Origin of the sequence: Sulfurovum sp., assembly GCF_015493435.1 — a bacterium.
Classification (GTDB): domain Bacteria; phylum Campylobacterota; class Campylobacteria; order Campylobacterales; family Sulfurovaceae; genus Sulfurovum.
Genome location: NZ_WGDD01000017.1, coordinates 1 through 22,903, shown reverse-complemented (window position 1 = coordinate 22,903; position 22,903 = coordinate 1). Strand labels below are relative to the sequence as shown.

Genomic DNA, 22,903 nt, shown 5'->3' with positions numbered 1-22,903 from the left:
GCTTAATAAAATTCCAGACTATATATGTGGTACATTAGCAGACTATGATACACAGAAAAATGAAATATCTCATCAAAAATTCAATACAATGCTAACTAGTTTCTTTATAAATAATCCTAAGAATTTAATGTTTAAACTTGATTTTTCAAAAAAAGAATTTACAGCAAAAAAATGGTTTTTTTATGAAAATGAAACTAAGGACTAATCATGACAAAATCTCAAAAATACCTAGAAGCACTTAAAACCTTTGATGATTGGAAAATAAAGGGGACAAAATAAAGGTGACAGGCTACTTTTAATAAATCATTCGCTATACTTTTCCAACAAAAAAGGACAAATAATGCCACGTATCCCAAGAGGAGAGACCGCAGGAGGGATATACCATATTATCAATAGAGGTAATATGCGTATGCAAGTTTTTGATGATATGGAAGACTATGCGTATTTTTTGGAACTACTGGAAAAAGCAAGTAAAAGAGAAAATGTAGAGATACACGCCTACTGTCTTATGCCAAATCATTTTCATTTATTGCTTATACCAAAAGAGTCAAACAGTCTAAGTAGACTTATGCAATGGGTCATGACATCTCATGTGCGCTACTACCATAAGAAAAACAAAACTTCGGGACATATCTGGCAGGGAAGATATAAAAGCTTTATAGTGGAGAAAGAGAGCTATTATATTACGCTCATACGATATATAGAAGCCAATGCCTTAAGAGCTAAACTTGTAAGACGAGCCGAAGACTGGGACTATGGATCTTTGATGGAAAGAGAACATAAGCATAGAACGCTACTCTCTAAACCATACATGCAACTACATGATGAATGGACAGAGTATGTCAACACACCTATACGAGAAGGTGAGTTACACATTATACGAAACTCTGTAAATAGACAAGCACCATTAGGTAATGAAAAATGGCAAGTAGAAACTGCAACTAAGCATGGTTTGCTATCGACACTCAATGAGAGAGGAAGACCAAGGAAAGGTGTATAAAAGTAGTTTGTCCCCTTTTATATATGAAAGATTAAATGACTGATAGCTTTTATTTTATGCTATAATTAAATAAAAATTATGAGGATATAATGATGACTGCTCGAATGGATGGAAGCTTTATTGATTATGTTGATTTCATCGATGTAGTACAGGAAGCATTAGAAACAGCACCGAGAAAACTATTTGAAAAAATGATGCGTCTCCTCCTTAATAAGTTTCACAATCAAGAAATAGAATTACAAAAACTGGCATTAGAAATGGATGAAATGCATAGTCTGCCTGTTGATGATTTGGATGAATTTTATGATACGACATTAGATGCTATTGAGAATATCAAACTCTTTAAAAAGAAACTAGATCAGATTAAAAAGAAAGATATTCTCTTTGAAGATCTTTATATCCAAGCAGATAAACTCTATACATCTTTGGTTATCTACATGGATAGAATGGGTCAACTTGAAGTCCGTATACTCCAAGAGAACCAAAAGTCAGCATAATCTTATGGAGATTATCAAAACTTCTCAATACCTCCGTAGCAAAAAACAACTGATTAAAAAACATAGTCTTTCTAAAGCTGAAATTGAGAGTACTTTAGATCTCTTTGAGAAAGATCCTCATCATATATCTTTGCACTACAAAAAAATGACTTGTAAAAAAGATAAAGATAGATATTCAATCCGTATCCCTAGCACACAATATCGAATTTTGATGAATATTTCTACCGATACTGCATATCTGGTATGTGTATGTAGTCACGATGAATATGACAGAAGGAATAAGGGCTGTTAAATACAGAAGCTTATCCAGAGAGCAACTTCTCGTAAATATAACGTAGTATAAGTTTTACTTTGCTCGAACTCAGAAAATATACTTGTAAAAATGTAAATAGGGTCGGGTTATAACGATAACTTTATCATTTTTAATGAAGTATGTATGAATTATTGGTGGAGGTGAGGGGAATTGAACCCCTGTCCTAAAATAGCTAGAACTATGACTCTACATGCTTAGGCGGTGTTGTTTGCTCTCATTCAGTTTCGTACAACACCCAAAACTACACTGAACCAGCCAGAATTCTCACAACGGGGCATGGCTTCCCCGAAGCATAGTCATCAGATGTGATACCCAAAAATCCGAGTAAGATGACACTCCTCGGCAGGGCAGTCCTCCGCGTGAGCGGGGTTAATGACTTACGCTACTGCGTAAGCTGGACGGTAATCTGTATTGTTTGCGTTTAAGCTAAGTGGGCCGCGTAACGGAATTGCCCAGTCCGACATGCACATAGCCCCGACTACTCCAGTCGAAACCAAGTCACCCCCATGTGGCCGGATAATAACACTTTTGGGTTATTTTGTCAAGAGCGTTGTTTCTTAAGGTATATAATGCTAATATTTTCGTTATATATTTAAAGATATAAGGAAAAAGATGGAAGTTACATCACCGCTTACCTTTGAGATATCAGGTGAACCGTTTCTGTTGGAAAAGCGCATATGCCTGCTGCATGCCATCAGGGAGCATGGTTCCATCTCCAAGGCGGCCAAAGCGGTACCCATGAGTTACAAAAGTGCCTGGGAAGCGGTCGATGCAATGAATGCGCTCTCTCCCGAACCCATTGTCTACAGGGAGACAGGCGGGAAGGACGGCGGCGGTACGACTATTACGGCATACGGTATGCAGCTTTTGGCAAACTATGCACTTTTGAAAGAAGAACATAGCCGTTTTCTGGAGCGTCTGACTGAACTGACAGATATTCAGAGCGGGGCATTTAAAACCATCGGAAGGCTGGGCTTGCAGATATCGGCACGAAACCAGATACAGGCAGAGGTGACAGCTATGGAACCCGGTGACGTCAATACCAGGGTTTATTTGACATTAAAAAGCGGACAGACACTGGTTTCGGTGATCACCGAAGAAGCGGTTGAAGACCTTCGTATCAAAACAGGGCAGACCGTGACAGCCATTTGCAAGTCTTCCAATGTCAACATTCTGTCCGCAGTCGGAGATGAGCAGGGGAACCGGCTTGAAGGCAGGGTGATCCGCATAGAAAAAGACAGGTACAATGCAAAAATAACCGTAGATATAGGCGGGCACGATACCCTCGTTGCTGTAAGAAGCATTGAAGATATTGAGCCTGTGGGCGTGTGTGAAGGGTGCCGTGTCACTGTCGGTATCAGAGCAAACGATGTAATGCTGGGAAGATAAGAGAACCTTTAAAAAAATGTGTGAAGGATAGAAATGTTAAAAAAACTGCTTTTGGGAACTTTGCTGCTGAGCAGCCTGCTGTGTGCCGATACCATAACGGTCTTTGCCGCGAGTGATTTGAAATTTGCGCTTGACGGTATCAAGGAAAAGTTTCTGGCACAGCACCCGGGCGATACAATAAATATGATCTACGGATCTTCCGGAAAGGGCAGGGTACAGGTGCAAAACGGGGCCCCGTACGATCTTTACTTCTCTGCCAACATGGATTATGTGGAAAATCTGTATCAAAAGGGGGCGATCGTAACAAAACCAAAGCTCTATGCTATAGGCAGGATCGTTATCTGGAGCAAGAATGACCATTTTGATGCAAAAGAAGGCTTTGAAAATTTTAAGAAACTCTGGGTACACCAGGCAACCATTGCCAACCCTTCTCATGCACCCTATGGAGAAAAAGCAAAACAGGCGCTTGAACATGTCGGACTTTACCAAATGCTGAAACCAAAGATTGTGTTTGGCGAAAATATTTCACAGACAGCAAACTATATTAATATCAAAGCAGCGGATATCGGTATCATTGCTCTTTCTTTGGTACTTTCCCCTGCCATAGCCAAAAGTAAATACCACAGCTATTACCTGATAGATGATTCGCTGCATGAACCTCTGAGGCAGGGGTACGGTATTACAAAATATGGTTCAAAATCGAAACTGGCTAAAGCTTTTTATAATTTTATCGGAACTCCGGATGTGCAGAAGATCATGAAAAAATACGGTTTTACCGTTAAAAGATAGGCAGAAAAGAAAATGAACAGTATGACAGCAGCCATTACCCGCATCGATACGGTAGATAATCTCACTGTCGTCCGTTTTAACGTGCACAATGACAGTCTGACAATGATGAGTCTGGACCTGAACGATACTGTCCGGGTCGGAACCGTTGTCCGGCTTGCCGTCAAAGCGACGAATATAGCTATAGGGAAGAATATCAGCGGATCATTGAGTTATGCCAACCAGCTGCCGGTCAGTGTTGAGAAGACGGAGAATGGTATCTTGTTGGGTACGGTGACCTTAAAGCATTTTGATACCGTCCTGGAAGCGGTCATTACTTCGGATGCTTTGCAAAGAATGGAGCTTCATACCGGTGAAACAGTGACCGCACTCATCAAGGCGAGTGAAATATACATTCAGGAGATCCTCCATGGGTGAAATACTCCGAACTATGGACTTTACGCCTTTTGTCCTCTCTTTTAAACTTGCGGCGCTCACGTCAGTCATACTCTTTGCCGTTGCTTTGCCTCTGGCATGGTACCTCTCGCAGACACGTTCAAAAGCAAAACCGGTACTTGAAGCCGTTACGGCTCTACCCATCGTTCTGCCGCCTTCCGTACTCGGTTTCTATATGCTCTGGGCCCTTTCTGCCCATTCACCCATAGGTGCCTTTTTTGAAGATACCTTCGGCATTAAACTGGCTTTTTCTTTTACCGGGCTGGTGATAGCCAGCTGTTTTTACTCCATGCCGTTTATGGTACAGCCGCTGCAAAGCGGATTTGAATCGCTCAACCGGAATATGCTTGAAGCCAGCTACATTGCCGGGAAAAGCAGGTTTGCCACACTTTTGAAAGTGGCCCTGCCCAATATAAAACCCTCCCTGCTGACCGCGCTCATCGTGACCTTTGCGCATACGGTCGGTGAATTCGGTGTGGTACTGATGGTCGGGGGCAGCATTCCCGGTAAGACGAAAGTCGCCTCCGTAGCCATTTACGATATGGTTGAAGTGATGGATTATACTTCGGCGCATATCTACAGTGCCATCATGATCGTCATGAGTTTTCTGGTGCTTTTGGCTGTCTATATTTTCAATGCAAAACAGCATAAGAAATTTGGTCTGCAATGATACAGCTGGAGATCAGAAAAAGCCTTCATGGCAGTGCCGGAGCGATGAACCTTTCTATCGGTATTGAAATAAAAGAGCAGGATTTCGTTGCGCTGACAGGGAAAAGCGGAAGCGGGAAAACCACCTTTCTGAGGATACTCGCAGGCTTGGAGAGGGCGGAAGGGAATATTACGGTTTCAGGAGAAGTCTGGCAGGACGGAAAACATTTTCTTCCGCCGCAGCAAAGAAAGATCGGCTATGTCTTTCAGGACTATGCCCTGTTCCCCAATATGACAGTCGAAGAGAATCTGCTGTTTGCCGAAAAGGACAAAGTATTGGCTGAACGTCTGCTGGAGCTGACTGAACTGCATGATCTGAAAAAAAGGCTGCCGCACTCTTTGAGCGGCGGGCAGCAGCAGCGTGTCAGTCTCTGCCGTGCGATGATGAAGCGGCCAAAACTGCTGCTGATGGATGAACCGCTTTCTGCACTGGACCCCGATATGAGGATGAAATTGCAAAATGAGATACTGGCACTGCACAGGGAGTTCGGTACGACAACGGTCATGGTCAGCCACGATCCGAGCGAGATCTACCGTCTGGCGTCACGCGTACTGCTGCTGGAGCAGGGGCAGATCATCAATGACGGAAGCCCCAAAGAAGTACTGCTTCAGACACAGGGGTCCCAGAAATTCTCTTTTGAAGGGGAACTGCTCGATATTGCAAAGGCAGATGTGATCTATGTGGCAGTTGTCTCCATCGGGCAGCAGCTTGTGGAAGTGGTGGTCAGTTCCAGGGAAGCGGAAAAGCTGAAGATCGGGCAGAAAGTAAGGGTCAGTACGAAGGCCTTCGCTCCGATGATCGTGGGTGCATAACAGAGAATAAAATAACGCTACAGCCCCCTACACGGTAATACTGTAGATCAGCTGTGCTGCTGTGCCTGCTTTTTCATTTTTGGGCTGATAGAGATAATGATTTAATTTTTCCGGAATCGTTTCAGGTATATCCAGTGCTTCATATTCTTCTTTCGCCGACTGTTTGGCTTTAAAAAGGGCCATTTGAACGCGTGAGTAGAAATTGGCGGCACCTTCGCCCGAAGTTTCTATGCTGAGAAAATTCGCCTGCGGGTAACGGCTGGTCACGAGAGACTGTATGCCGTCACTTACCGCAGAACTCGGCATGCATCCGAAAGGTTTGATAGAAATGACAAGGTGTGCCAGGTTGTGTTTGACACTTTCGATGAGGTGTGCCACTTCGAGGTGTCCTTCTCCTCCGCTGCACTCAAGTGTATAGTACCCCCTGGCGAGTTCTGCCAGTTTTTCCATGTTGGGAATTTCGTAATCATGCAGGCCGACCGCTTTTGCATAAAGGGTAAAGTGGGTTTTTACGGCTGCTTTTCCTGCCCGGATCAGCAAGCGTTTTTTGACGTTGGCAAAATCGATGGATTTGCTATGTGCGGCTGCAAGGCCCTCGTTTTGGTTGAGCGCCTGTTCCGCTTCCCATAGACTGAGCAGCAGACGGTTTAAAATAGGCTGGGGAATACATTCTGCCCCTTCAGCTTCCAAAAATCTGTGAAGGTTGTAGTTTCCGTCTCCTTCAGTCATTGCAGCCCAAAACTCTCCCATGACCATGACTTTGGGTTTGACCTGTATACGGTCGAGTTTGACCTTTTCCAGAACGGTGCGGCACTTCCACATAGCCTGAAGCAGACTTTTATGGGAGAGGAAAGCCTGTGAAACGATCTCTTTGCACTCTGCGAGCGCACTGTCAGTAGATCCTTTTTCTACTTCATAGGGGCGCATCTTATAGCCAAGGAGATTGAGAATATCTCCAATGATGACCGACTTGACAAGCGTGACAAAGAACTTTGGATTAAAATCAATAAGCTGGTTCTCTATGGCTTCTCCCTGGAAGATCCCTTTGTCATGTTCAAAGGAGGTCAGACGGAACCCCTCAAATCCTGCGTCACGCAATGCTTTTTTGTATTCGGTGATGTACATACCGAAACGGCAGGGACCGCAGCCTCCTGCCGTGATATAGACATACTTCCTGACGATCTCTTCACTGCTCATCCCCTGTTCGTCACGCAGTTTTTGAAGATATTTGACAAGGTTGCCTACGGTGAAATAGGTAGGGTTGCATTGTCCTCTGTTCCCAAAAGCCTTCCCCGTCTGGAATGATTTGAAATCAGGATTGGGCAGGGCAATGAAGTTGATATTCATAGAGTTGAGTGCAGCCTCGACAAGTTTGTCCTGAAGAAGTGTCAGTCCGCCTGAAAGGAAAACAGTCTCCTCTCTGGGGGCATACCCGATGGGTTTGGAGGGTTCATCTCTCCATTGCGAAGGGGCTTGGTTGAGAAAAGAAAGGTCACCGTTTTTGTCAGTCATTTTGGCAGTATTGCAGGCAATGCTCATGAGAAATCCTTTTTATAGAGTAAATAGCAGAGAGAGGATGACAGAGCCGATGAATATGGCAAAATCATCTTTTTATCTGTTGAAATAGGCATCATACAGGTTCCTTCTGTTGTGTCATTTCAGGGTGTATGGCCTCTGTTGCTTCATACCGGGGCAGCTGCTTTCGATACTGCTCCAGGGTATAGGCAAAAGTCTTGACCCGTATTTTGATCGAACCGCCAGGTTTGTTTGCATCAATATCATGCAGGGTCAGGTGCGGAGTACGGGAAGCCCCCAGTATCCTGTCAATGATTGCATAGGTAGGGGCATCGTGTCCGCATTTGAAAGAACTGAGATCAAGTACCGCTATGTTGGGGTGCCGTGCGGCAAATTTGGCTGCCCAGACCTTCTGGGCGGAATTGGTAGAGAAATTTTCTGCCCAGACATCTCTGATATCGTAGGGAGAATCTATGATTCCCTGGGTGACATCTTCGGAAAAGAAACGCATAAGGTATTTTTCTTCTTTCGGGATGGCACGCATGGAAATGGTTTTGTAGCCCAGTGACTGGAACTCATCGAGTACTTCATGGTTGAGCCCCGGGTCGGAGTGGTAGGGCCGTGCAAGCAGCAGAATGACCACTTCATTGTTTTGTTCCGCTTCATCGAGAATGCGACGCCCTTGGGCCATGATCTCCCGGTCATTCTGATCGAGTGCCTTCCATGCCTGTTCAACCGCCCAGTTGTTTTCATCTTCCGTGATATGCAGTTTGTCTTTCCATGTAGCGAAGAGCTGCTTTTTGAGTAGTGCCCGGTTGTCAAAATTCAATGCATCATCTACATAGGCTACACCTTTTTCCCTGAAAAGATCCCGCTCCTTGGTAAAAGCGGAATAGACTACTTTGGGAGTACCTGAAACGATAGGACAGGAAGTCTGTCCCATGGTATGTTTGACATAGCCGGGCAGTTCGGTCACAGCAGGAAACCAGAGGTAGTCAAATACTTTTTTGGCAAAACGTTTTCCGTACATCAGCGCATAGACATGGGACTGTGCCACTTTTGCCGGATAGCAGGAATCGACCGAACCGTATTTTGCTCCTTCAAGGAACATATCTTCATTGGAAAAAGTCGAGAACTGGATGTTCAGCGGATTGATATCGAGTGCTTCGAGATAGGTACGTATGAAAGGTGCGAGCGAATAAATATTAAGTACTTTCGGTATGGCGATCTTAAGCGCTTTCCTGTATTGGATATCTGCTTCGGAACTGAGGCTGAAATGCCGTGTGACTTCTTTTCTCAGTGTCGGTCCCCAGCCTCCGAGGGTTACTTTTACCTGCTGTTCCTGTATACGTGTCCGGGCGTCCGGTCTGGACGGCAGTTCATAAAGCGGCATAAAGAGCCTTTTGGCTTCTGTTTTGACAAGATTGGGAACACTTTCCTGCAAAGAACGCCGGTTGTCTTTGAGTGTTTTGAGTGCATCATGCGATTCGACTGTTCCGTCTTCACAGGAAAATCCGGCAATGTAGCGTGCTGTATTGCCGGAAGGGGTCTGTGTGTCGATGAAAGTACGTGAACAGTTTATGGTACAGAAGTGACAGCGTGTGCTCTCATCCGTTTTGGAGGTATAGGTCATTTGGAGTGCTTCTTCCATGCCCACGAATGTACCGTAACCGCGCTGCCGGACAACAGAACGCGCTTCGAGTGCAGCACCGATAGCGCCGGCTTCTCCCGGATGGGGGTGTACATCTACCGTAACACCAGGCACCTGTTCTTTAATGTAGTCTACCTGGGCTTTCAATGCAGCCTGGTTGTACTGTGTACCTCCCTGAAGGACGAAATGTTTTCCGAACATGGCAAGGTTGGGTGCCTGAACCACATACTGCCAGACATTTTTGGGCAGTACTTTCGAAATACCGGCAAAGAGTTCTTCTTTGGTATAGCCTTCTTTTTGGAAATTCACTCTGTCTGTATCGAGAAAGACGGCACAGCCGTAATTGAAACGCGGAGCCTGCCTGGCAGCGAAAGCGACATCGGCAAAACCTTCTACCGGCACACCGAACTGTTTTGCCATACTTTGAAGCAGGGTGCCGTTCCCTGCAGAGCACTGGTTGGAGAGACGAAAGTTTTTCATCATACCGTTTTCCATAAAAAGTACTTTAATATCCTGGCCGCCAATATCACAGATGACATTAATGCTCTCTCCGAATGCTTTCTGCGCTGATTTCATATGGGCAATGGTTTCGATGATGTTGGCATCAGCCCGGAGTGCCCCTTCCAGTACATCTGCCGCATAGCCGGTGACACCAAGTCCCCGGATGTCATAGCGGTCTTCAGGGTCCTGGGCTTTTATTTTCTGTAAAAGTTCCAGTGTATCTTCGATGGGATTGCCTTTGGAAAGCTGATAGACTTTGAGCAGCAGTTCCCCCGTTTCGTCAACCAATACCGCTTTGGAGGAAGTGGAACCGCCGTCAATACCGAGATAACAGCCTGTTTTCTGTGTCAAGCGGGGAGGAACAAACGGTTTGATCGTATAATGTGCTTTAAACGATGCAAGTTCTTCCGGGCTTTTTACAAGCGGTGTGTCAACATTGTCATTCTGGTTGACACCCCCTGTGTCCACAAGTGTTTTAAGCGGGATGAGTCCGGCAAAGTTTTTGTTATGGTTTGCTTCTCCCTCACCGAAAATGACAGCACCCAGGGCAGCGTAGTACTGGGCATTGTCCGGGACAATGATCAGTTCGTCAAGTTTCTCCCTGTCATAGTGGATGCCTCGTTCATCCCACAGTTCCGCGATACGCAGTTTCCAGCATTCCTGCAAAAAGGGAAGATAGGTATTGGGGCCGCCGAGCAGCAGTACTTTGGGCATAAGTGTATTTCCCCGTGTCAGGACGGTAAGGTTCTGCATAACAATGGCGTCGGCAAGAGAGTTCATGATCTCATTGCTTGGGACAGAGGTTTTGACAAGGTTGACAATATCTGTTTCGGCAAAAACACCGCATTTGGCAGCCACATGGTGCAGTTTGTCGGTTTGAAAGGTGAGTTTCTGTACGGCATCATTTTCCATACCGACTTTCATGGTACACTTTTCTATGGTTGCTCCCGTACCCGAAGCACACTTGTCATTCATGGATGTCAGTACGCTTTTTTTGCCATCTTCACTCTCTTTGAAATGGATGATCTTTGCATCCTGTCCGCCCAGTTCGACAACTGAGCGTACGTCGGGGTGCAAATGTTCTACAGCGAGGACCACGGCATTGACTTCCTGAACAAAACGGGCATTGAGCGTGGGGGCGATACGGCTTGCACCGGAACCCGTAATATACACTTTTTCTATGTTGTCATAAGCCTCTTTATGGGAAAGAGAAAGTGCTTCAAGCAGGCGCAGGAGTGTCGGTGCCTGTTTTGTATCATGCGGGGTATAGGCTTTGGCAATGATCTGGAAACGGCTGTCACAAAGGACGTATTTGACGGTGGTGGATCCGATATCGATGCCGAGTGAATAAACTTCTTTGTTGATTTTTGTTGTCATGGATCTTTTTTTGTCTACCTTATTTTTATTTTTAAAATATTATTATAGCATACACTCTTTCTTTCAGTGCAGCTTTTTCATGCTGCAGGCACATTACAGAGAACTACTGCGCCGGTTCTTTTTTTCTGACAGCCCAGACTATCCATACTATACCAATGAAAATAAAAGGTAAACTTAACGCCTGTCCTGTAGTGATCGGAAGACTCCAGGTATAGTCGGCCTGCCTGCTTTTGGTATATTCAAGCAGGAAGCGTACGGTGAACATGAAGGCAAGAAAAACCCCGGGCAGTATGCGGGTAGCAAAGGCAGCACTGCTTTTCAGGTAAATAAAGAGCATAAGTGCAAAGAGAATGAGATATGAAAATGCTTCATAAAGCTGTACCGGATGGCGCGGAACCATATCGACACGTTCAAAGATGACGGCCCATGGAAGGTCAGTAGGTTTACCCAGTATTTCAGAATTGAAAAAATTCCCAAAACGCACACAGGCAGCGGTGATTGTTCCTGCAATGGCCGTACGGGAGATCAGCCACATGAAATCGAATTTGTATTTACGGCAAAAGAGCCAGATAGCCACTATGGAACCAAGCAGTCCCCCGTGGCTTGCAAGTCCGCCTTTCCAGATTTTCAGTATTTCAATCGGATGGGAAAGATAGAATTCCGGTTCATAGGCAAAACAGTGCATCAGGCGTGCGCCGATGACCGCGCCTACAAGCAGGTAAATCAGAAGGGTATCGAGCAGTGCAGGGTCTTTGCCTTCACGTTTGAATATCCATTGCAGCAGTAAAAGCCCCAGAAAAAAAGAGCCTACGAAAAGCAGTCCGTACCAGCGAAGCTGTAAAGGACCCAAGTGCAGCAAAACGGGATCGGCATTCCAGATAAAATGTTCCAAAGAAAATAACCTTTGTGTATAAATTGGGAGTATTATACTTGAAAATGTTTAACCCGGGTTATGCAATACAATAGCTCAAATTCGTGCAAATGCTTGTGCGAGTTGAATGATCTCTATTGCATGATCCGGGTTTAATTGATGCAGCTCAAAAAAAATTATCCAAAAGATGGTAGAATATGAACAAAACCATTTAGGAGGAAAAGGTATGACAACGACATTTGATATGTTCATTGAAACGGAAGTACCGGAAGATGAACTTATTGTATCACGTACGGATTTCAGCGGAAAGATCACTTATGTGAATGAAACTTTTGCTGAAATATCAGGTTACAAACCAGAAGAGCTGATAGGCAAACCCCATAATGTCATCAGGCATCCGGATATGCCGAAGTCGGCCTTTGCGGATATGTGGAAAACGATTCAGAGAGGAGATGCCTGGGAAGGCTATGTGAAAAATCTTCGTAAAGACGGGGGATACTACTGGGTCTTTGCACGCATGTCCACTGTCGTGAAAGAGGGTGAGCCGATAGAGTACAAATCAGTTCGGGAACCTGTTTCCAGAGCAAAAAAAATAGAGATGCAAAATCTTTATGACAAACTCCGCAGTGAAGAGGAAGATATGACGAGAGTGGTACTGTATGTCAAAAATGAAAAGCTTGAAATAGCGGAATCACTCGAAACATAAATCTGTTTGACTAAGAAGAGAGAGAATCAAGTATTGATCTTCTCTTTTATCTCTTTTGCTATCGCAGTGATCCCGGCAATTTTCTGCATATCACTCAAACTGTCATCGAGCAGCACTTTGACAAACGCTGAGCCGACGATAACACCGTCGACTCCCTTGGCTTTTTCTTTTGCTGTATGTTGGTCGACACCGAAACCGACATAGACAGGGGTATCAGTGAAGCGTTTGATATCGCTGACAATTCCCTGAAGGTCTTCGCTTTTTCCTGTACCTGTGATACCGGCATAAGCGACAAGATAAATAAATTTCCTGGCTTCAGCGGCGATTTCTCCGATCCGTTCCCTGGAATCGGTCGGTGCGATAAAATCTATGAGGCTGAGTCCTGCACTTTCGATCAGCGGTTTGTATGGCTGTGCCTCTTCATAGGGCAGATCCGGTATGATAAATCCGTTGACACCCGCCTGCTTTGCTTCAGCAATGAAGTTTTCCATACCCCGGTGATAGAAAGGATTGAAATATCCCATCCAGAGCGTATCAATGTGGGGTGCTATTTTGGCAGAAATGTCAAAAAGGTGATCCAGTTTAAAACCGTTCTGAAGGGCTTTGAGGTTGGCAGCCTCAATGACAGGACCGTCTGCAACAGGGTCGGAGAACGGCATACCGAGTTCAAGGGTATCGACACCGGCTTCGGCCAAAGCCAAAGCAGCATCTACAGTAAAGTCCAGTGAAGGAAACCCGGTGGTAATGTAGGCAACTAATTTTTTCAAAATATACTCTTTTGTTTCAATAAAATGTGTCAATATGACGTTTTGTTGTGATATTATACATTTTTTTGATAAAATGAGTACCAAATAGTGAGAGATGCCTGCCGATGAATTCAGGACAGGGCAAAAGGAATAGATTTTATATTATGAGTATACATACCCCCAAAACAGACAAAAAAATAACACTCGGCACTATTGCCGGGATGAAAGGTATTGAGCCTGTAACCATGGTAACGGCCTATGATGCGCTTTTTGCACAGCTTTTTGACGGTGAAGTGGAAATGATACTGGTAGGTGACAGTCTCAATATGAGCTTTTTAGGGAAAGAAGATACGCTGTCTGCCACAATGGATCAGATGATCTACCATACCCAGGCTGTCTGCAACGGAGCAAAGCATGCCTGTATTGTATTTGATATGCCTTTTGGTTCCTACATCACACCCGAAACAGCTTTGCGGAATGCCGTACGAGTGTATGCCCAGACCTGTGCACAGGCAGTAAAGATCGAGGGAGGAAAAGAGAAAGCCTCTACGGTCAAAATATTAAGCGATAACGGTATCGCCGTCGTTGCCCATATCGGTTTGATGCCGCAGCATGTAAGAAGTGAAGGCGGGTATAAAGTACGCGGAAAAAGTGAAGCAGATATCGCTTCCCTGCTTGAAGATGCGTTGGCACTTGAAGCAGCGGGTGCCGCGATCATACTGGTCGAAGGAGTTCTTCCCGAGGCGGCAAAACAGATTACCGAAGCGGTGAAAGTACCTACCATCGGTATCGGTGCCGGCAATGCTACGGACGGGCAGGTACTTGTCTGGAGCGATATGTTCGGTTTCTTTGAAGCCTTCAAACCAAAGTTTGTCAAACGCTACTGCCAGGGCGCAAAAGAAGTAAGAGAGGGATTGGAACAGTATATCAATGAAGTAAAATCCCGTGCATTTCCTGATGGGGAGCATACGTATTAATGGAAAGAATGGTCGAGATAGAGCGTTTTGATGACGAAGCTTCCTATGAAGTAACACTTCGTCCGAGTTCCTGGGATGAGTATATCGGACAGGAAAAGATCAAAAAAAACCTAAAAGTCTTTATTGAAGCAAGCAAACGAAGGGAAGAAGCACTGGATCATATTCTTTTTTTCGGACCGCCGGGGCTGGGGAAAACGACTTTGGCAAATATTATTGCTTCAGAGATGCATACCAATATCAAAACGACGGCAGCACCGATGATAGAAAAGGCCGGTGACCTTGCTGCGCTTTTGACCAATATTGAAGAAGGGGATATTCTTTTTATTGACGAGATTCACCGTATGAGTCCAGCGATCGAGGAAATACTCTATCCGGCAATGGAGGATTTTCGTCTGGATATTATCATCGGTTCGGGCCCTGCTGCGCAGACGGTAAAGATCGATCTGCCGCGTTTTACACTGATAGGAGCGACAACACGGGCAGGGATGCTTTCCAATCCGCTGCGTGAACGTTTCGGAATGCATTTCAGAATGCAGTTCTATACCCCTGCCGAATTGGCAAAGATCGTTTCCCAGGCTTCACACAAGTTGGAAAAACCTTCCAAAGAAGAGGCGGCAAAAGAGATAGCAAGACGAAGCAGGGGTACACCGCGTATAGCGCTGCGCCTGCTCAAAAGGGTACGTGATTTTTCTGAAGTAGCGGATGAAAACGAAGTAACGCTGGCAAGAGCAAAGTATGCTCTTGATGAACTCGGTGTGAATGATCTCGGATTTGATGAACAGGATATTCAGTTGCTTGAACTGCTGGTTTCCGCAAAGAACAAACCTATGGGCTTAAGTACGATCGGTGCGGCATTGAGTGAGGATGAGGGGACGATCGAAGATGTGTTGGAACCTTATCTTATAGCCAATGGCTATATTGAGAGAACGGCAAGAGGAAGAATCGCTACACCGAAATGCTATGAACACTTCAAACTGGGCGGAAGCAGGCAGGGACTGTTCGATGATGAATAACAAAAGCCTGATGATCACGGCGCTCTTTGTCTTTACTGTCATAGGTGCCTACAGTATTTACAAACCGTTTTTACTTTCTCTGACCGTTGCCATGCTTTTGACCATGGCGACATACAACCTGACCAAGAAAATGATCAAGTTTTTTAAATCAAGAAAAATTTCGGCAGGGATTGCCACACTGCTTCTGATGCTGATCATTTTTGCCCCCATTGTCTATATGGCAACAACAGGGGTCGGATATATTTCCCAGCTGAGTGTTGAAAAGATCAATCATGTAACGGCAGTATTTAAAACATTTGGGGAAGAAATCCCCATTATTAAGGACTGGATCGCCACAGCCCTGAGTGACGAAAAGATCGCAGGATATATCCGCTATGCGACGTCCTATGTGACGACAGCGGGAAGTGTCGGTCTGGGGTTTGTCAAAAATATGGTTCTGGTTCTGGTGTTCTATTTTCTGATCAATTACTACGGGGAACGCTTTTTCGAACTGGTTCGTGCCCTGATGCCGATCAGTAAAATAAAAAGTGCAAAAATGATCCATGAAGTTTCGTCTACCATGGAAGTTGTGTTTTATTCCATCATCGTAACAGCGATCTTTGAAGGGGTTCTGTTTGGTGTTATGGTCAGCTACTTCGGTTATGACGGACTGCTTTTCGGTATGATCTACGGTTTTGCATCACTGATACCGATTGTCGGAGGTGCAGTCGTCTGGATACCGGTTTCCCTCTATGCCTGGACGACGATCAATGCCAATACGGCTATTTTCATAGCCTCCTACTCGGTCGTGGTCATTTCCATTATTGCCGATACTTTCATTAAGCCTGTTATTATCAAAGTGATCAAGGAAGATCTGCTGAAAAGCAATATCGAAGTCAATGAACTGGTAATATTCTTTTCTATCCTGGCAGGTATGAGTACCTACGGTTTCTGGGGCATGATCCTTGGACCGGCGATCACATCTTTTCTGATCGCTATTACAAAAATCTATATTGACTATAATATTAAAGAACAGGCAGCCGCCAAATAGTTTCCGAAAGTAGGGTTTCATCTACTTGATGCTATTATCATGTTTACTATTGCAGTACAGCAATCAAACTGTTTAAAAGGAAAGAGCTATTATAAAGATACTGATCATAGAAGATGACCCGGAACTGGCACTCATCTTGACGAATTACCTTACAAAATATGATATGGAAGTCATTGGTGCCGAAGACCCCTATATCGGGCTTTCACTGTTGACACAGCACGATTTTGATCTGATCATTCTCGACCTGACACTGCCGGGTATGGACGGGCTTGAAGTGATTCCCAAGATTCGGGATATTACCAATATCCCTATTATTATCTCTTCAGCACGCGATGATATTACGGACAAGGTCATCGGTATGGAGCGTGGTGCGGATGACTATATGCCCAAACCGTATGACCCCCGTGAACTTGTGACACGTATCAAAACAATTCTGAGACGTACCCACAGTATGGATGAAAAAAAAGAGAAAAAAGAAGATATTTTTATTTCCGATCCCAAGGCACATACCATTACTTTCAAGGGCCATTTGCTTGACCTCACTGCCGCAGAGTATGATGTACTCGGTATGCTGATCCAGCATAAGAACGGTTCGGTTTCCCGTGAACAGCTACTGTATGAAAGTGAACATATCGATGATGACAGTTCAATTAAAAATATTGATGTGATCATTTCACGTATCAGGCAGAAGATCGCCAAGATCGATCCTGACCATATCTATATAAAACCTATACGCGGTGTAGGGTATCTTTTAACTGACCGTGTATGAAAAATATTTCCGTAACGGCGTTCATACATATTCTCTTTTCTGTGACGATCGCCATACTGATCGCAACTTTTCTGCTCTTTATCTCCTGGGATAAAGACCGCCAGAAGATCGAAGAGTTCAAACGCTACCAGCTGATCTCCATTACGTTCCTTTCCAATCTGAGGCTCGGTCCGGACAGGGAAGAGCTCAAAAAACTGTATGACAAACTGCATGTCCGCCCGCTTACCCCCGCTGAAGTAAAAGTACTTAGAAATGAGATACGCACTAACGGCCAAACGATTTTCAGCGGCGGTTCCAATGCCGGACGTGTCCGTGTTTTTGTGATTAACGGGCAACATTATATTTATGTTCAGCGTATGTCTTATAATTTAATGCTCAAAGACGACCGTCCGGAAAACTACTACTTTGAAATTGCTATGGGCGTAGGTGTCTTTCTGATCCTGCTTTTGCTTTTGCTCTATCTTGCCGTGTTGAAAAAGCTCTATCCGCTTAAAAAACTGCATAAAGAGATACAGCGTTTTGCACAGGGAGATATGAATACCCGTATCACTTATGAGCATGATGATGAAATCGGAAAGATCGCAAAAAGCTTTGATGATGCCATTTGCCATATCAATGAACTGAGTGCTTCAAAAAACCTTTTTATGCGCAATATGATGCATGAGCTCAAAACACCCATTACCAAGGGACGCATCGTGGCAGAAATGCTGGAGGATGAAAGTACCAAAAAAGTGCTGGTGCGTGCTTTTGAGCGTATGAATGAACTTATTTCAGAGCTTGCAGAGATCGAAAGGGTGACAACGCAGAGTTTTGAACCCAATATGGAATATGTCACACTCGAAGAAGTAATAGACAAAAGCCAGGATATGCTCATGGCTGACAAGAGCTGCATTACGGTAGACATTAAGAACAAGGCACTGACCACCGACATAAAATTTATGGCACTGGCCATTAAAAATCTTTTGGATAATGGTATTAAATACGGTAAAGGGAAGTGTGTGGTCCTGCGTAGCAATGACGGTTTCATAGAAATAGCTTCCGAAGGCAATAAACTCGAGCATCCCCTCAGTTACTATACTGAACCGTTTTCCCAGGCAGAGAAACGAAGCAGCGGCTTTGGGCTGGGGCTTTACATTGTCAACAGCATTTTGGAAAAACTGGGATATAAACTTGGATACCGTTATGAAGAAGGAAAAAACATTTTTATGATCGAACCCGATATTCGCCGGCGTTTTGGCTAATCCTTCAGGGCCTCGGCAATGAGTTCAAGAGGATTTTTAAAGATCGTCTCTACGCCTGCATGGTTCATTGATTCGCTTATCTGTACACGGCAGGCGGAACATTCCGCACTGACATAGTGTGCTTTGGTTTCTTCGATCATGGCTGCCTTGGGTTTGCCAGCCGCTTCGGCAAAATGAAACTTTTCTGTTTGCATGGTCACGCCGCCGAAACCGCAGCATCGGTTTGGATCGCTCATTTCTACCATGGGATAGTTCGGGGCAAGCAGGTTACGGGGCTGTTCATAAATACCCTGGACTTTTCTGGCATGGCAGGGGTCATGGTAGGTAACTACTTCATCAAAGCGTTTTCCTTTCTGTTCAAGCATTGCTTTGAGGTTGGTGTTGTCATGCAGCCAGGCTGTGGCCATATGTATCTTCTCGCCTACCTTTTTGGCTCTGGCTTCCCACTCCGGCATATCGTGATTTTTGAAGAAAACCTGCCAGTCATGTTTGACCATTGCCGAACAGGTGGCTTCCGGGATGAGCATAGCGTCACATTCATCCATGAAACTCTCGAAGTATTCAATATTCTTTTTGGTCATATATTCCACAGAAGAAACATCTCCGGTAAAATAGGCAGGTGCTCCGCAGCAAAGCTGGTCTTTGGGGATGAAGATGTCAATATTCAGTTTTTCGAGTATCTCCACAAGGCCGTTGCCTATGCCTTCATAATTATAGTTTCCGAGACAGCCGATAAATATGGCAACACGGGGATTTTTGCCTTTTTGGTCCGGTGCCGGTATCTCTTCCGGGTATGTATTCAGGAAAGAAGTCTTCATCATTGAAGGGATGAGCCTGTCCTTCTTCATCATCGGCAGTGAAAATCTGGCCCTGAGTCCTCTGCCTTTGTCATCTTCGGCCAGTGCACAGGTCTTGAACATGAAACCAAATTTCATAACAAAGTCCATGATCTTGCGGTGGCGAAGCAGGAAGAAGAACCCTCTTTTGAACCAGGCAATACCGTATTTGTCGGCAATATCCGCACGTACCTCTTCAATGACCATATCGGTAGGAAGAGAATTGGGGCAGACATCGACACAGTTGGTACAGAGAAAACAGCTTTCAAAAATATTCTTGGCATCTCTGTCAAGTTCGAGCTGCCCTCTCTGGTATGCACCCAAGAGGTCTATAAAACCGCGCGGTGAGGTTGTCTCATCCGGATTGATCTGGTGGATCGTACAGACGGGGATACATTTACCGCATTTGATACAGTCGTCGCTGATGGCGGTGAAGTTGAAGATCTCTTCTGGTTTTTTCAAATATATTCCTTTTACACCGTCTTTGAGAAACTCTTTTTGTTCCCGCCGTACTGGTGCATATAGGCATCGAACGGCATAGCAATGTTTCGTATAAGCAGGGTTCCTGTGGTTCCTACGGAAATTTTTTCATCCGTGACAGTAATAAGGTCGGCATCTGCAAACTCCTGCAATGCTTCGAGGGCATCGGCAAAGTATGCTTTGAAGTTAATACCGTGCTCCTTTTCGACCCGTTTGATGTCGATGGAGAAGTTCGCCATCAGTTCCATGATGACCGCTTTGCGCAGGTAATCATCTTCGGAAAGCTCCACGCCTCTTTCAAACGGAAGTTTCCCCGCATCGATGGCAGCCTCATACACCTTCATATCTTTGGTATTTTGGGCATAGTAGCGGCTTCCTTCGCCGATGCTGGTCAGACCGATACCGATGAGGTTCGCACCGCCTTTGGTGGTGTATCCCTGGAAGTTCCTGTGCAGTTCCCCTTTGGCAATGGCGGCGAAAAGTTCATCTTCGGGCTTGGCGAAGTGATCCATCCCTACCATTTTATACCCATTGCTCTCAAAAAAGTCAATAGTGTACTGGAAGATCTGCAGTTTGACATCTGGTGTCGGGAGGGTGGTCTCATCGAATTTACGCATGGTCTTTTTCATCCATGGCACATGGGCGTAATTGAATACTGCCAGTCTGTCCGGACTCAGAGTAAATGCTTCCTGAAGCGTCTTCTTGAAACTCTCGAAGGTTTGGTAGGGCAGACCGTAGATCAGGTCAACGTTGATGGAGTTGATACCGTATTTCCTGGCCAGGTCCACGGCCGCTTTGGTGATTTCGTAAGGTTGGATACGGTGGATCTCCTGCTGTACCTTCGGGTCGAAATCCTGGACACCGAACGAGATACGGTTGAAACCGTGTTTCTGAAAGACTTTCATCTGATCTTCATTGAAGAATCTCGGGTCGATCTCACAGCTGATCTCCGCATCCTCACTCCAGTTCGGGAAGGTCTTTTTGACATAGGTGACGATTTCGTCAAGTTCAAAGGCTTTGTAGAAGGTCGGCGTGCCGCCTCCGAAGTGGAACTGGATCACTTCACGGTTTGTGTCAAGGTGCTGAGCGAGGATGTCTATCTCTTTTTTGAGGTATTCAATGTACTGGCTGAGCTTCTCCTCTTTGGAAGTAAAAACCACGTTGCATCCGCAGAAGTAACAGGCGGAACGGCAGAAGGGCAGGTGTATGTACAAAGAGAGTTTGTCCGTACCTTCATCCAGATATTTGAGGTATCTCTCATAGGTGAAATCATCATTGAATTCCAGGGCTGTAGGGTAAGAGGTATATCTTGGCCCCGGCTTGGAGTATTGGCTGAATTTTTCGAAATCGATGTTGCTCATTGTTTTCCTTGCATGTATGTAGGGTGCTGTCTCCTGACGGCACCATTTTATCAGCGTGCTGTGGGGACACAGCATCCTACGCGATATTCAATTTTAATGGTTCACAAAAATAGTTAACACTATGCCCGATGCTGATCCAGCCATACCATAATACCTTTTTGGGCATGCAGGCGGTTCTCTGCTTCGCTAAAGATGGTCTCTGCGTGTTTCTCAAAGGTTTCTTCGCTGACTTCATAGCCTCTGTAGGCAGGCAGGCAGTGGAGGAAGATGGCATCTGGCTTGGCCAGTGACATCATGGCTTCGTCCACCATGTACCCTTTAAAGGCTTTGAGCCGAATCTCTTTTTCGTCTTCCTGTCCCATGGAGACCCAGGTATCGGTAGTGACGACATCACAGCCTTTGACTGCCTCTTTCGGGTCATTACCAAAAGTGATCTTCGCACCGCTCTCTTTGGCGAAGGCCATCGCATCAGCCACGATGGCAGGGTCGCACTCGTAGCCTTCCGGCGTGGCGACTCTCAGCTCGAAACCGAGTTTGGCTGCCAGCATCAGCCAGGAGTGCGTCATGTTGTTTCCGTCACCCACATAGGCACAGACGGGATTGTCCGCTTTGCCGAATTCCATCATGGTCAGGTAGTCTGTCATCAGCTGTACCGGATGGTAGCTGTCTGTCAGACCGTTGATGACGGGTACTTTGGAATAGGCGGCGAATTCTTCGAGTTTGCTCTGCTCAAACGTACGTATCATCACCATATCGACCATACGGCTGATGACCCGGGCTGTGTCTTTCATGGGTTCGCCGCGTCCCAGCTGGATATCGTTGGAGGAAAGAAAAAGGCCTATACCTCCAAGCTGGTAAATACCGGTCTCAAAGCTTACACGGGTACGTGTAGAGCTTTTCTCAAAGATCATTCCGAGTGTCTGTCTTTCCATGTAGGGAACGAACTCTCTGCGTTTGGTCTGTGCCTTGATCTTCTGTGCCAGTGCGATCATCTCCAAAAGTTCTTCTCTGGTGAAATCTTTGAGTGTTAAAAAATGTCTCATTGGACTGTCCTCAGCATCGCCTGTTTTTTGAAAAGAGAGGCATGCAATTGAAATTTAAAAGAGAATATTCTACCATAAATAAGACTAAAATGAACTTTTACATACGGCACCCATTTCTATATTTGATAAAATTAATATTATTATTATAGAAAGTAATGCTTTATAGAATACAAGGTATGTTACAAGGCATCCATTTTCAGAAAAGAGCAGCATACGAAACAGTATACCAAACTGACGGCAGTACTATAAAACGGGAGGCTTTGGTACCTGCTTCCCCAGCTCTTTAGCAATGGCATAGGCAATCAACAGGGCAATCTTATGCAGCCTTGGCTTCAGCCATGCCGTCTGCTTTTGGCATGTAATTTCCCCTAATTCCAAGACTAAAAATTTTTCTGCATGAATCGTATGGTATGCATAATAGTGTTTTAGATTGTCTGTAAAGTTATCGGTATGCCAGGTAAAGGGAAAGCAGGGTTTGTAGAGCGCTTTCCAGTGCCGGGCAAAGGTACGGGAGGCGTTGGTGTCTGGGTAGCCTACAGAAGCGCCCGAACGGCAAATGTGCTTTGCCGAGTCAAAATGGATGGCGACAGCGATCTTTGCACGCACAGGCAGGGTGTCGGCAGGTACCCGTCTGACATCAATGCCCCATGCTTCAAGCTGCTTTGCTGTCATATCAGCAACTTTGATATTCCACGCTACTTCTTTGTAGTTTTTGCACACCGCGCCGGTATTGCCGCAGGTACGTCCCTCATGCCCTGCCTGTATGACCACAGATATAGGGGCCTTGAGGCTCTGATAGAGAATGAAGCCTATGAGCAGTAAAATCAGCAGGGCAAAAAAGGCGG

22 protein-coding genes and 1 other RNA gene are annotated in these 22,903 nt (G+C 45.3%); 14 read left to right on the top strand and 9 right to left on the bottom strand.

The window, feature by feature from the left end; all coding sequences use genetic code 11:
• The 3 genes from F8L24_RS02905 to F8L24_RS02895 all read left to right on the top strand — a co-directional run.
• Positions 1-205 (top strand): hypothetical protein (locus F8L24_RS02905; protein WP_294951570.1); only part of this gene is annotated, 205 nt, incomplete at its 5' end.
• A 135-nt stretch (positions 206-340) separates the two neighbouring features.
• The gene (locus F8L24_RS02900) at positions 341-1,000 is read left to right on the top strand and encodes a transposase (RefSeq protein ID WP_294951569.1); all 660 of its coding nucleotides are present in this window, start codon (positions 341-343) and stop codon (positions 998-1,000) included.
• Positions 1,001-1,092: 92 nt separating this feature from the next.
• Entirely contained in the window at positions 1,093-1,497 is a 405-nt protein-coding gene (locus F8L24_RS02895) for a hypothetical protein (protein ID WP_294951566.1), read from the top strand.
• A gap of 445 nt (positions 1,498-1,942) precedes the next feature.
• Here F8L24_RS02895 and ssrA read toward each other — a convergent pair.
• Positions 1,943-2,316: a transfer-messenger RNA gene (gene ssrA / locus F8L24_RS02890) on the bottom strand.
• Positions 2,317-2,422: 106 nt separating this feature from the next.
• On the opposite strand from ssrA, the gene F8L24_RS02885 reads away from it, so the two are divergent.
• From F8L24_RS02885 to F8L24_RS02865, 5 genes are read left to right on the top strand one after another with little or no spacing between them, the layout of a single operon-like run.
• Entirely contained in the window at positions 2,423-3,199 is a 777-nt protein-coding gene (locus F8L24_RS02885; RefSeq protein WP_294951564.1) for a TOBE domain-containing protein, read from the top strand.
• Positions 3,200-3,232: 33 nt separating this feature from the next.
• A complete protein-coding gene (modA, locus tag F8L24_RS02880) occupies positions 3,233-3,988 on the top strand; it encodes a molybdate ABC transporter substrate-binding protein (RefSeq protein ID WP_294951562.1) in 756 nt (251 codons plus the stop codon).
• Between the two features lie 12 nt (positions 3,989-4,000).
• Positions 4,001-4,402, top strand: a complete 402-nt coding sequence (locus F8L24_RS02875) for a TOBE domain-containing protein (RefSeq protein ID WP_294951560.1) — start codon at positions 4,001-4,003, stop codon at positions 4,400-4,402.
• A complete protein-coding gene (gene modB / locus F8L24_RS02870; RefSeq protein WP_294951558.1) occupies positions 4,395-5,090 on the top strand; it encodes a molybdate ABC transporter permease subunit in 696 nt (231 codons plus the stop codon). Before F8L24_RS02875 ends, modB begins: the two co-directional genes overlap by 8 nt.
• Positions 5,087-5,941 carry an ATP-binding cassette domain-containing protein gene (locus tag F8L24_RS02865; RefSeq protein ID WP_294951556.1) on the top strand — a complete coding sequence of 285 codons (855 nt, stop codon included), beginning with the start codon at positions 5,087-5,089 and terminating at the stop codon, positions 5,939-5,941. Before modB ends, F8L24_RS02865 begins: the two co-directional genes overlap by 4 nt.
• 27 nt (positions 5,942-5,968) lie before the next feature.
• On the opposite strand, the gene F8L24_RS02860 is transcribed toward F8L24_RS02865, so the two are convergent.
• From F8L24_RS02860 to lgt, 3 genes are all read right to left on the bottom strand, one after another.
• Positions 5,969-7,480, bottom strand: coding sequence for a hypothetical protein (locus F8L24_RS02860; protein ID WP_294951554.1), 1,512 nt, complete (start codon positions 7,478-7,480; stop codon positions 5,969-5,971).
• 91 nt (positions 7,481-7,571) lie between these two features.
• The gene (locus tag F8L24_RS02855) at positions 7,572-10,985 is read right to left on the bottom strand and encodes a BadF/BadG/BcrA/BcrD ATPase family protein (protein ID WP_294951552.1); all 3,414 of its coding nucleotides are present in this window, start codon (positions 10,983-10,985) and stop codon (positions 7,572-7,574) included.
• A gap of 103 nt (positions 10,986-11,088) precedes the next feature.
• A complete protein-coding gene (gene lgt / locus F8L24_RS02850; protein ID WP_294951550.1) occupies positions 11,089-11,877 on the bottom strand; it encodes a prolipoprotein diacylglyceryl transferase in 789 nt (262 codons plus the stop codon).
• Positions 11,878-12,082: 205 nt separating this feature from the next.
• Between lgt and F8L24_RS02845 the strand changes: the two genes are divergently transcribed.
• Positions 12,083-12,562, top strand: a complete 480-nt coding sequence (locus F8L24_RS02845) for a PAS domain-containing protein (protein ID WP_294951548.1) — start codon at positions 12,083-12,085, stop codon at positions 12,560-12,562.
• A 26-nt stretch (positions 12,563-12,588) separates the two neighbouring features.
• On the opposite strand, the gene trpA is transcribed toward F8L24_RS02845, so the two are convergent.
• A complete protein-coding gene (gene trpA, locus F8L24_RS02840; protein WP_294951546.1) occupies positions 12,589-13,329 on the bottom strand; it encodes a tryptophan synthase subunit alpha in 741 nt (246 codons plus the stop codon).
• Positions 13,330-13,472: 143 nt separating this feature from the next.
• Here trpA and panB point away from each other — a divergent pair, with 143 nt between their 5' ends.
• The 5 genes from panB (at position 13,473) to F8L24_RS02815 (ending at position 18,338) form a co-directional block, all read left to right on the top strand.
• Positions 13,473-14,285 carry a 3-methyl-2-oxobutanoate hydroxymethyltransferase gene (panB, locus tag F8L24_RS02835; protein ID WP_294951544.1) on the top strand — a complete coding sequence of 271 codons (813 nt, stop codon included), beginning with the start codon at positions 13,473-13,475 and terminating at the stop codon, positions 14,283-14,285.
• Positions 14,285-15,298 carry a Holliday junction branch migration DNA helicase RuvB gene (gene ruvB / locus F8L24_RS02830; protein WP_294951542.1) on the top strand — a complete coding sequence of 338 codons (1,014 nt, stop codon included), beginning with the start codon at positions 14,285-14,287 and terminating at the stop codon, positions 15,296-15,298. The genes panB and ruvB overlap by 1 nt, the downstream gene beginning before the upstream one ends.
• Entirely contained in the window at positions 15,288-16,328 is a 1,041-nt protein-coding gene (locus F8L24_RS02825; RefSeq protein WP_294951540.1) for an AI-2E family transporter, read from the top strand. Before ruvB ends, F8L24_RS02825 begins: the two co-directional genes overlap by 11 nt.
• A gap of 88 nt (positions 16,329-16,416) precedes the next feature.
• Positions 16,417-17,097, top strand: coding sequence for a response regulator transcription factor (locus F8L24_RS02820; protein WP_294951572.1), 681 nt, complete (start codon positions 16,417-16,419; stop codon positions 17,095-17,097).
• Entirely contained in the window at positions 17,094-18,338 is a 1,245-nt protein-coding gene (locus tag F8L24_RS02815) for an ArsS family sensor histidine kinase (RefSeq protein ID WP_294951539.1), read from the top strand. Before F8L24_RS02820 ends, F8L24_RS02815 begins: the two co-directional genes overlap by 4 nt.
• Here the strand turns inward: F8L24_RS02815 and F8L24_RS02810 are convergent.
• From F8L24_RS02810 to F8L24_RS02795, 4 genes are all read right to left on the bottom strand, one after another.
• Complete coding sequence (locus tag F8L24_RS02810; protein ID WP_294951536.1) at positions 18,335-19,636, bottom strand: (Fe-S)-binding protein; 1,302 nt, start codon at positions 19,634-19,636, stop codon at positions 18,335-18,337. The genes F8L24_RS02815 and F8L24_RS02810 overlap by 4 nt on opposite strands.
• Positions 19,637-19,647: 11 nt before the next feature.
• A complete protein-coding gene (gene hemN / locus F8L24_RS02805; RefSeq protein ID WP_294951534.1) occupies positions 19,648-21,015 on the bottom strand; it encodes an oxygen-independent coproporphyrinogen III oxidase in 1,368 nt (455 codons plus the stop codon).
• 119 nt (positions 21,016-21,134) lie between these two features.
• Positions 21,135-22,058, bottom strand: coding sequence for an ornithine carbamoyltransferase (gene argF, locus F8L24_RS02800; RefSeq protein ID WP_294951532.1), 924 nt, complete (start codon positions 22,056-22,058; stop codon positions 21,135-21,137).
• 243 nt (positions 22,059-22,301) lie between these two features.
• Positions 22,302-22,903 (bottom strand): N-acetylmuramoyl-L-alanine amidase (locus F8L24_RS02795; protein ID WP_294951530.1); only part of this gene is annotated, 602 nt, incomplete at its 5' end.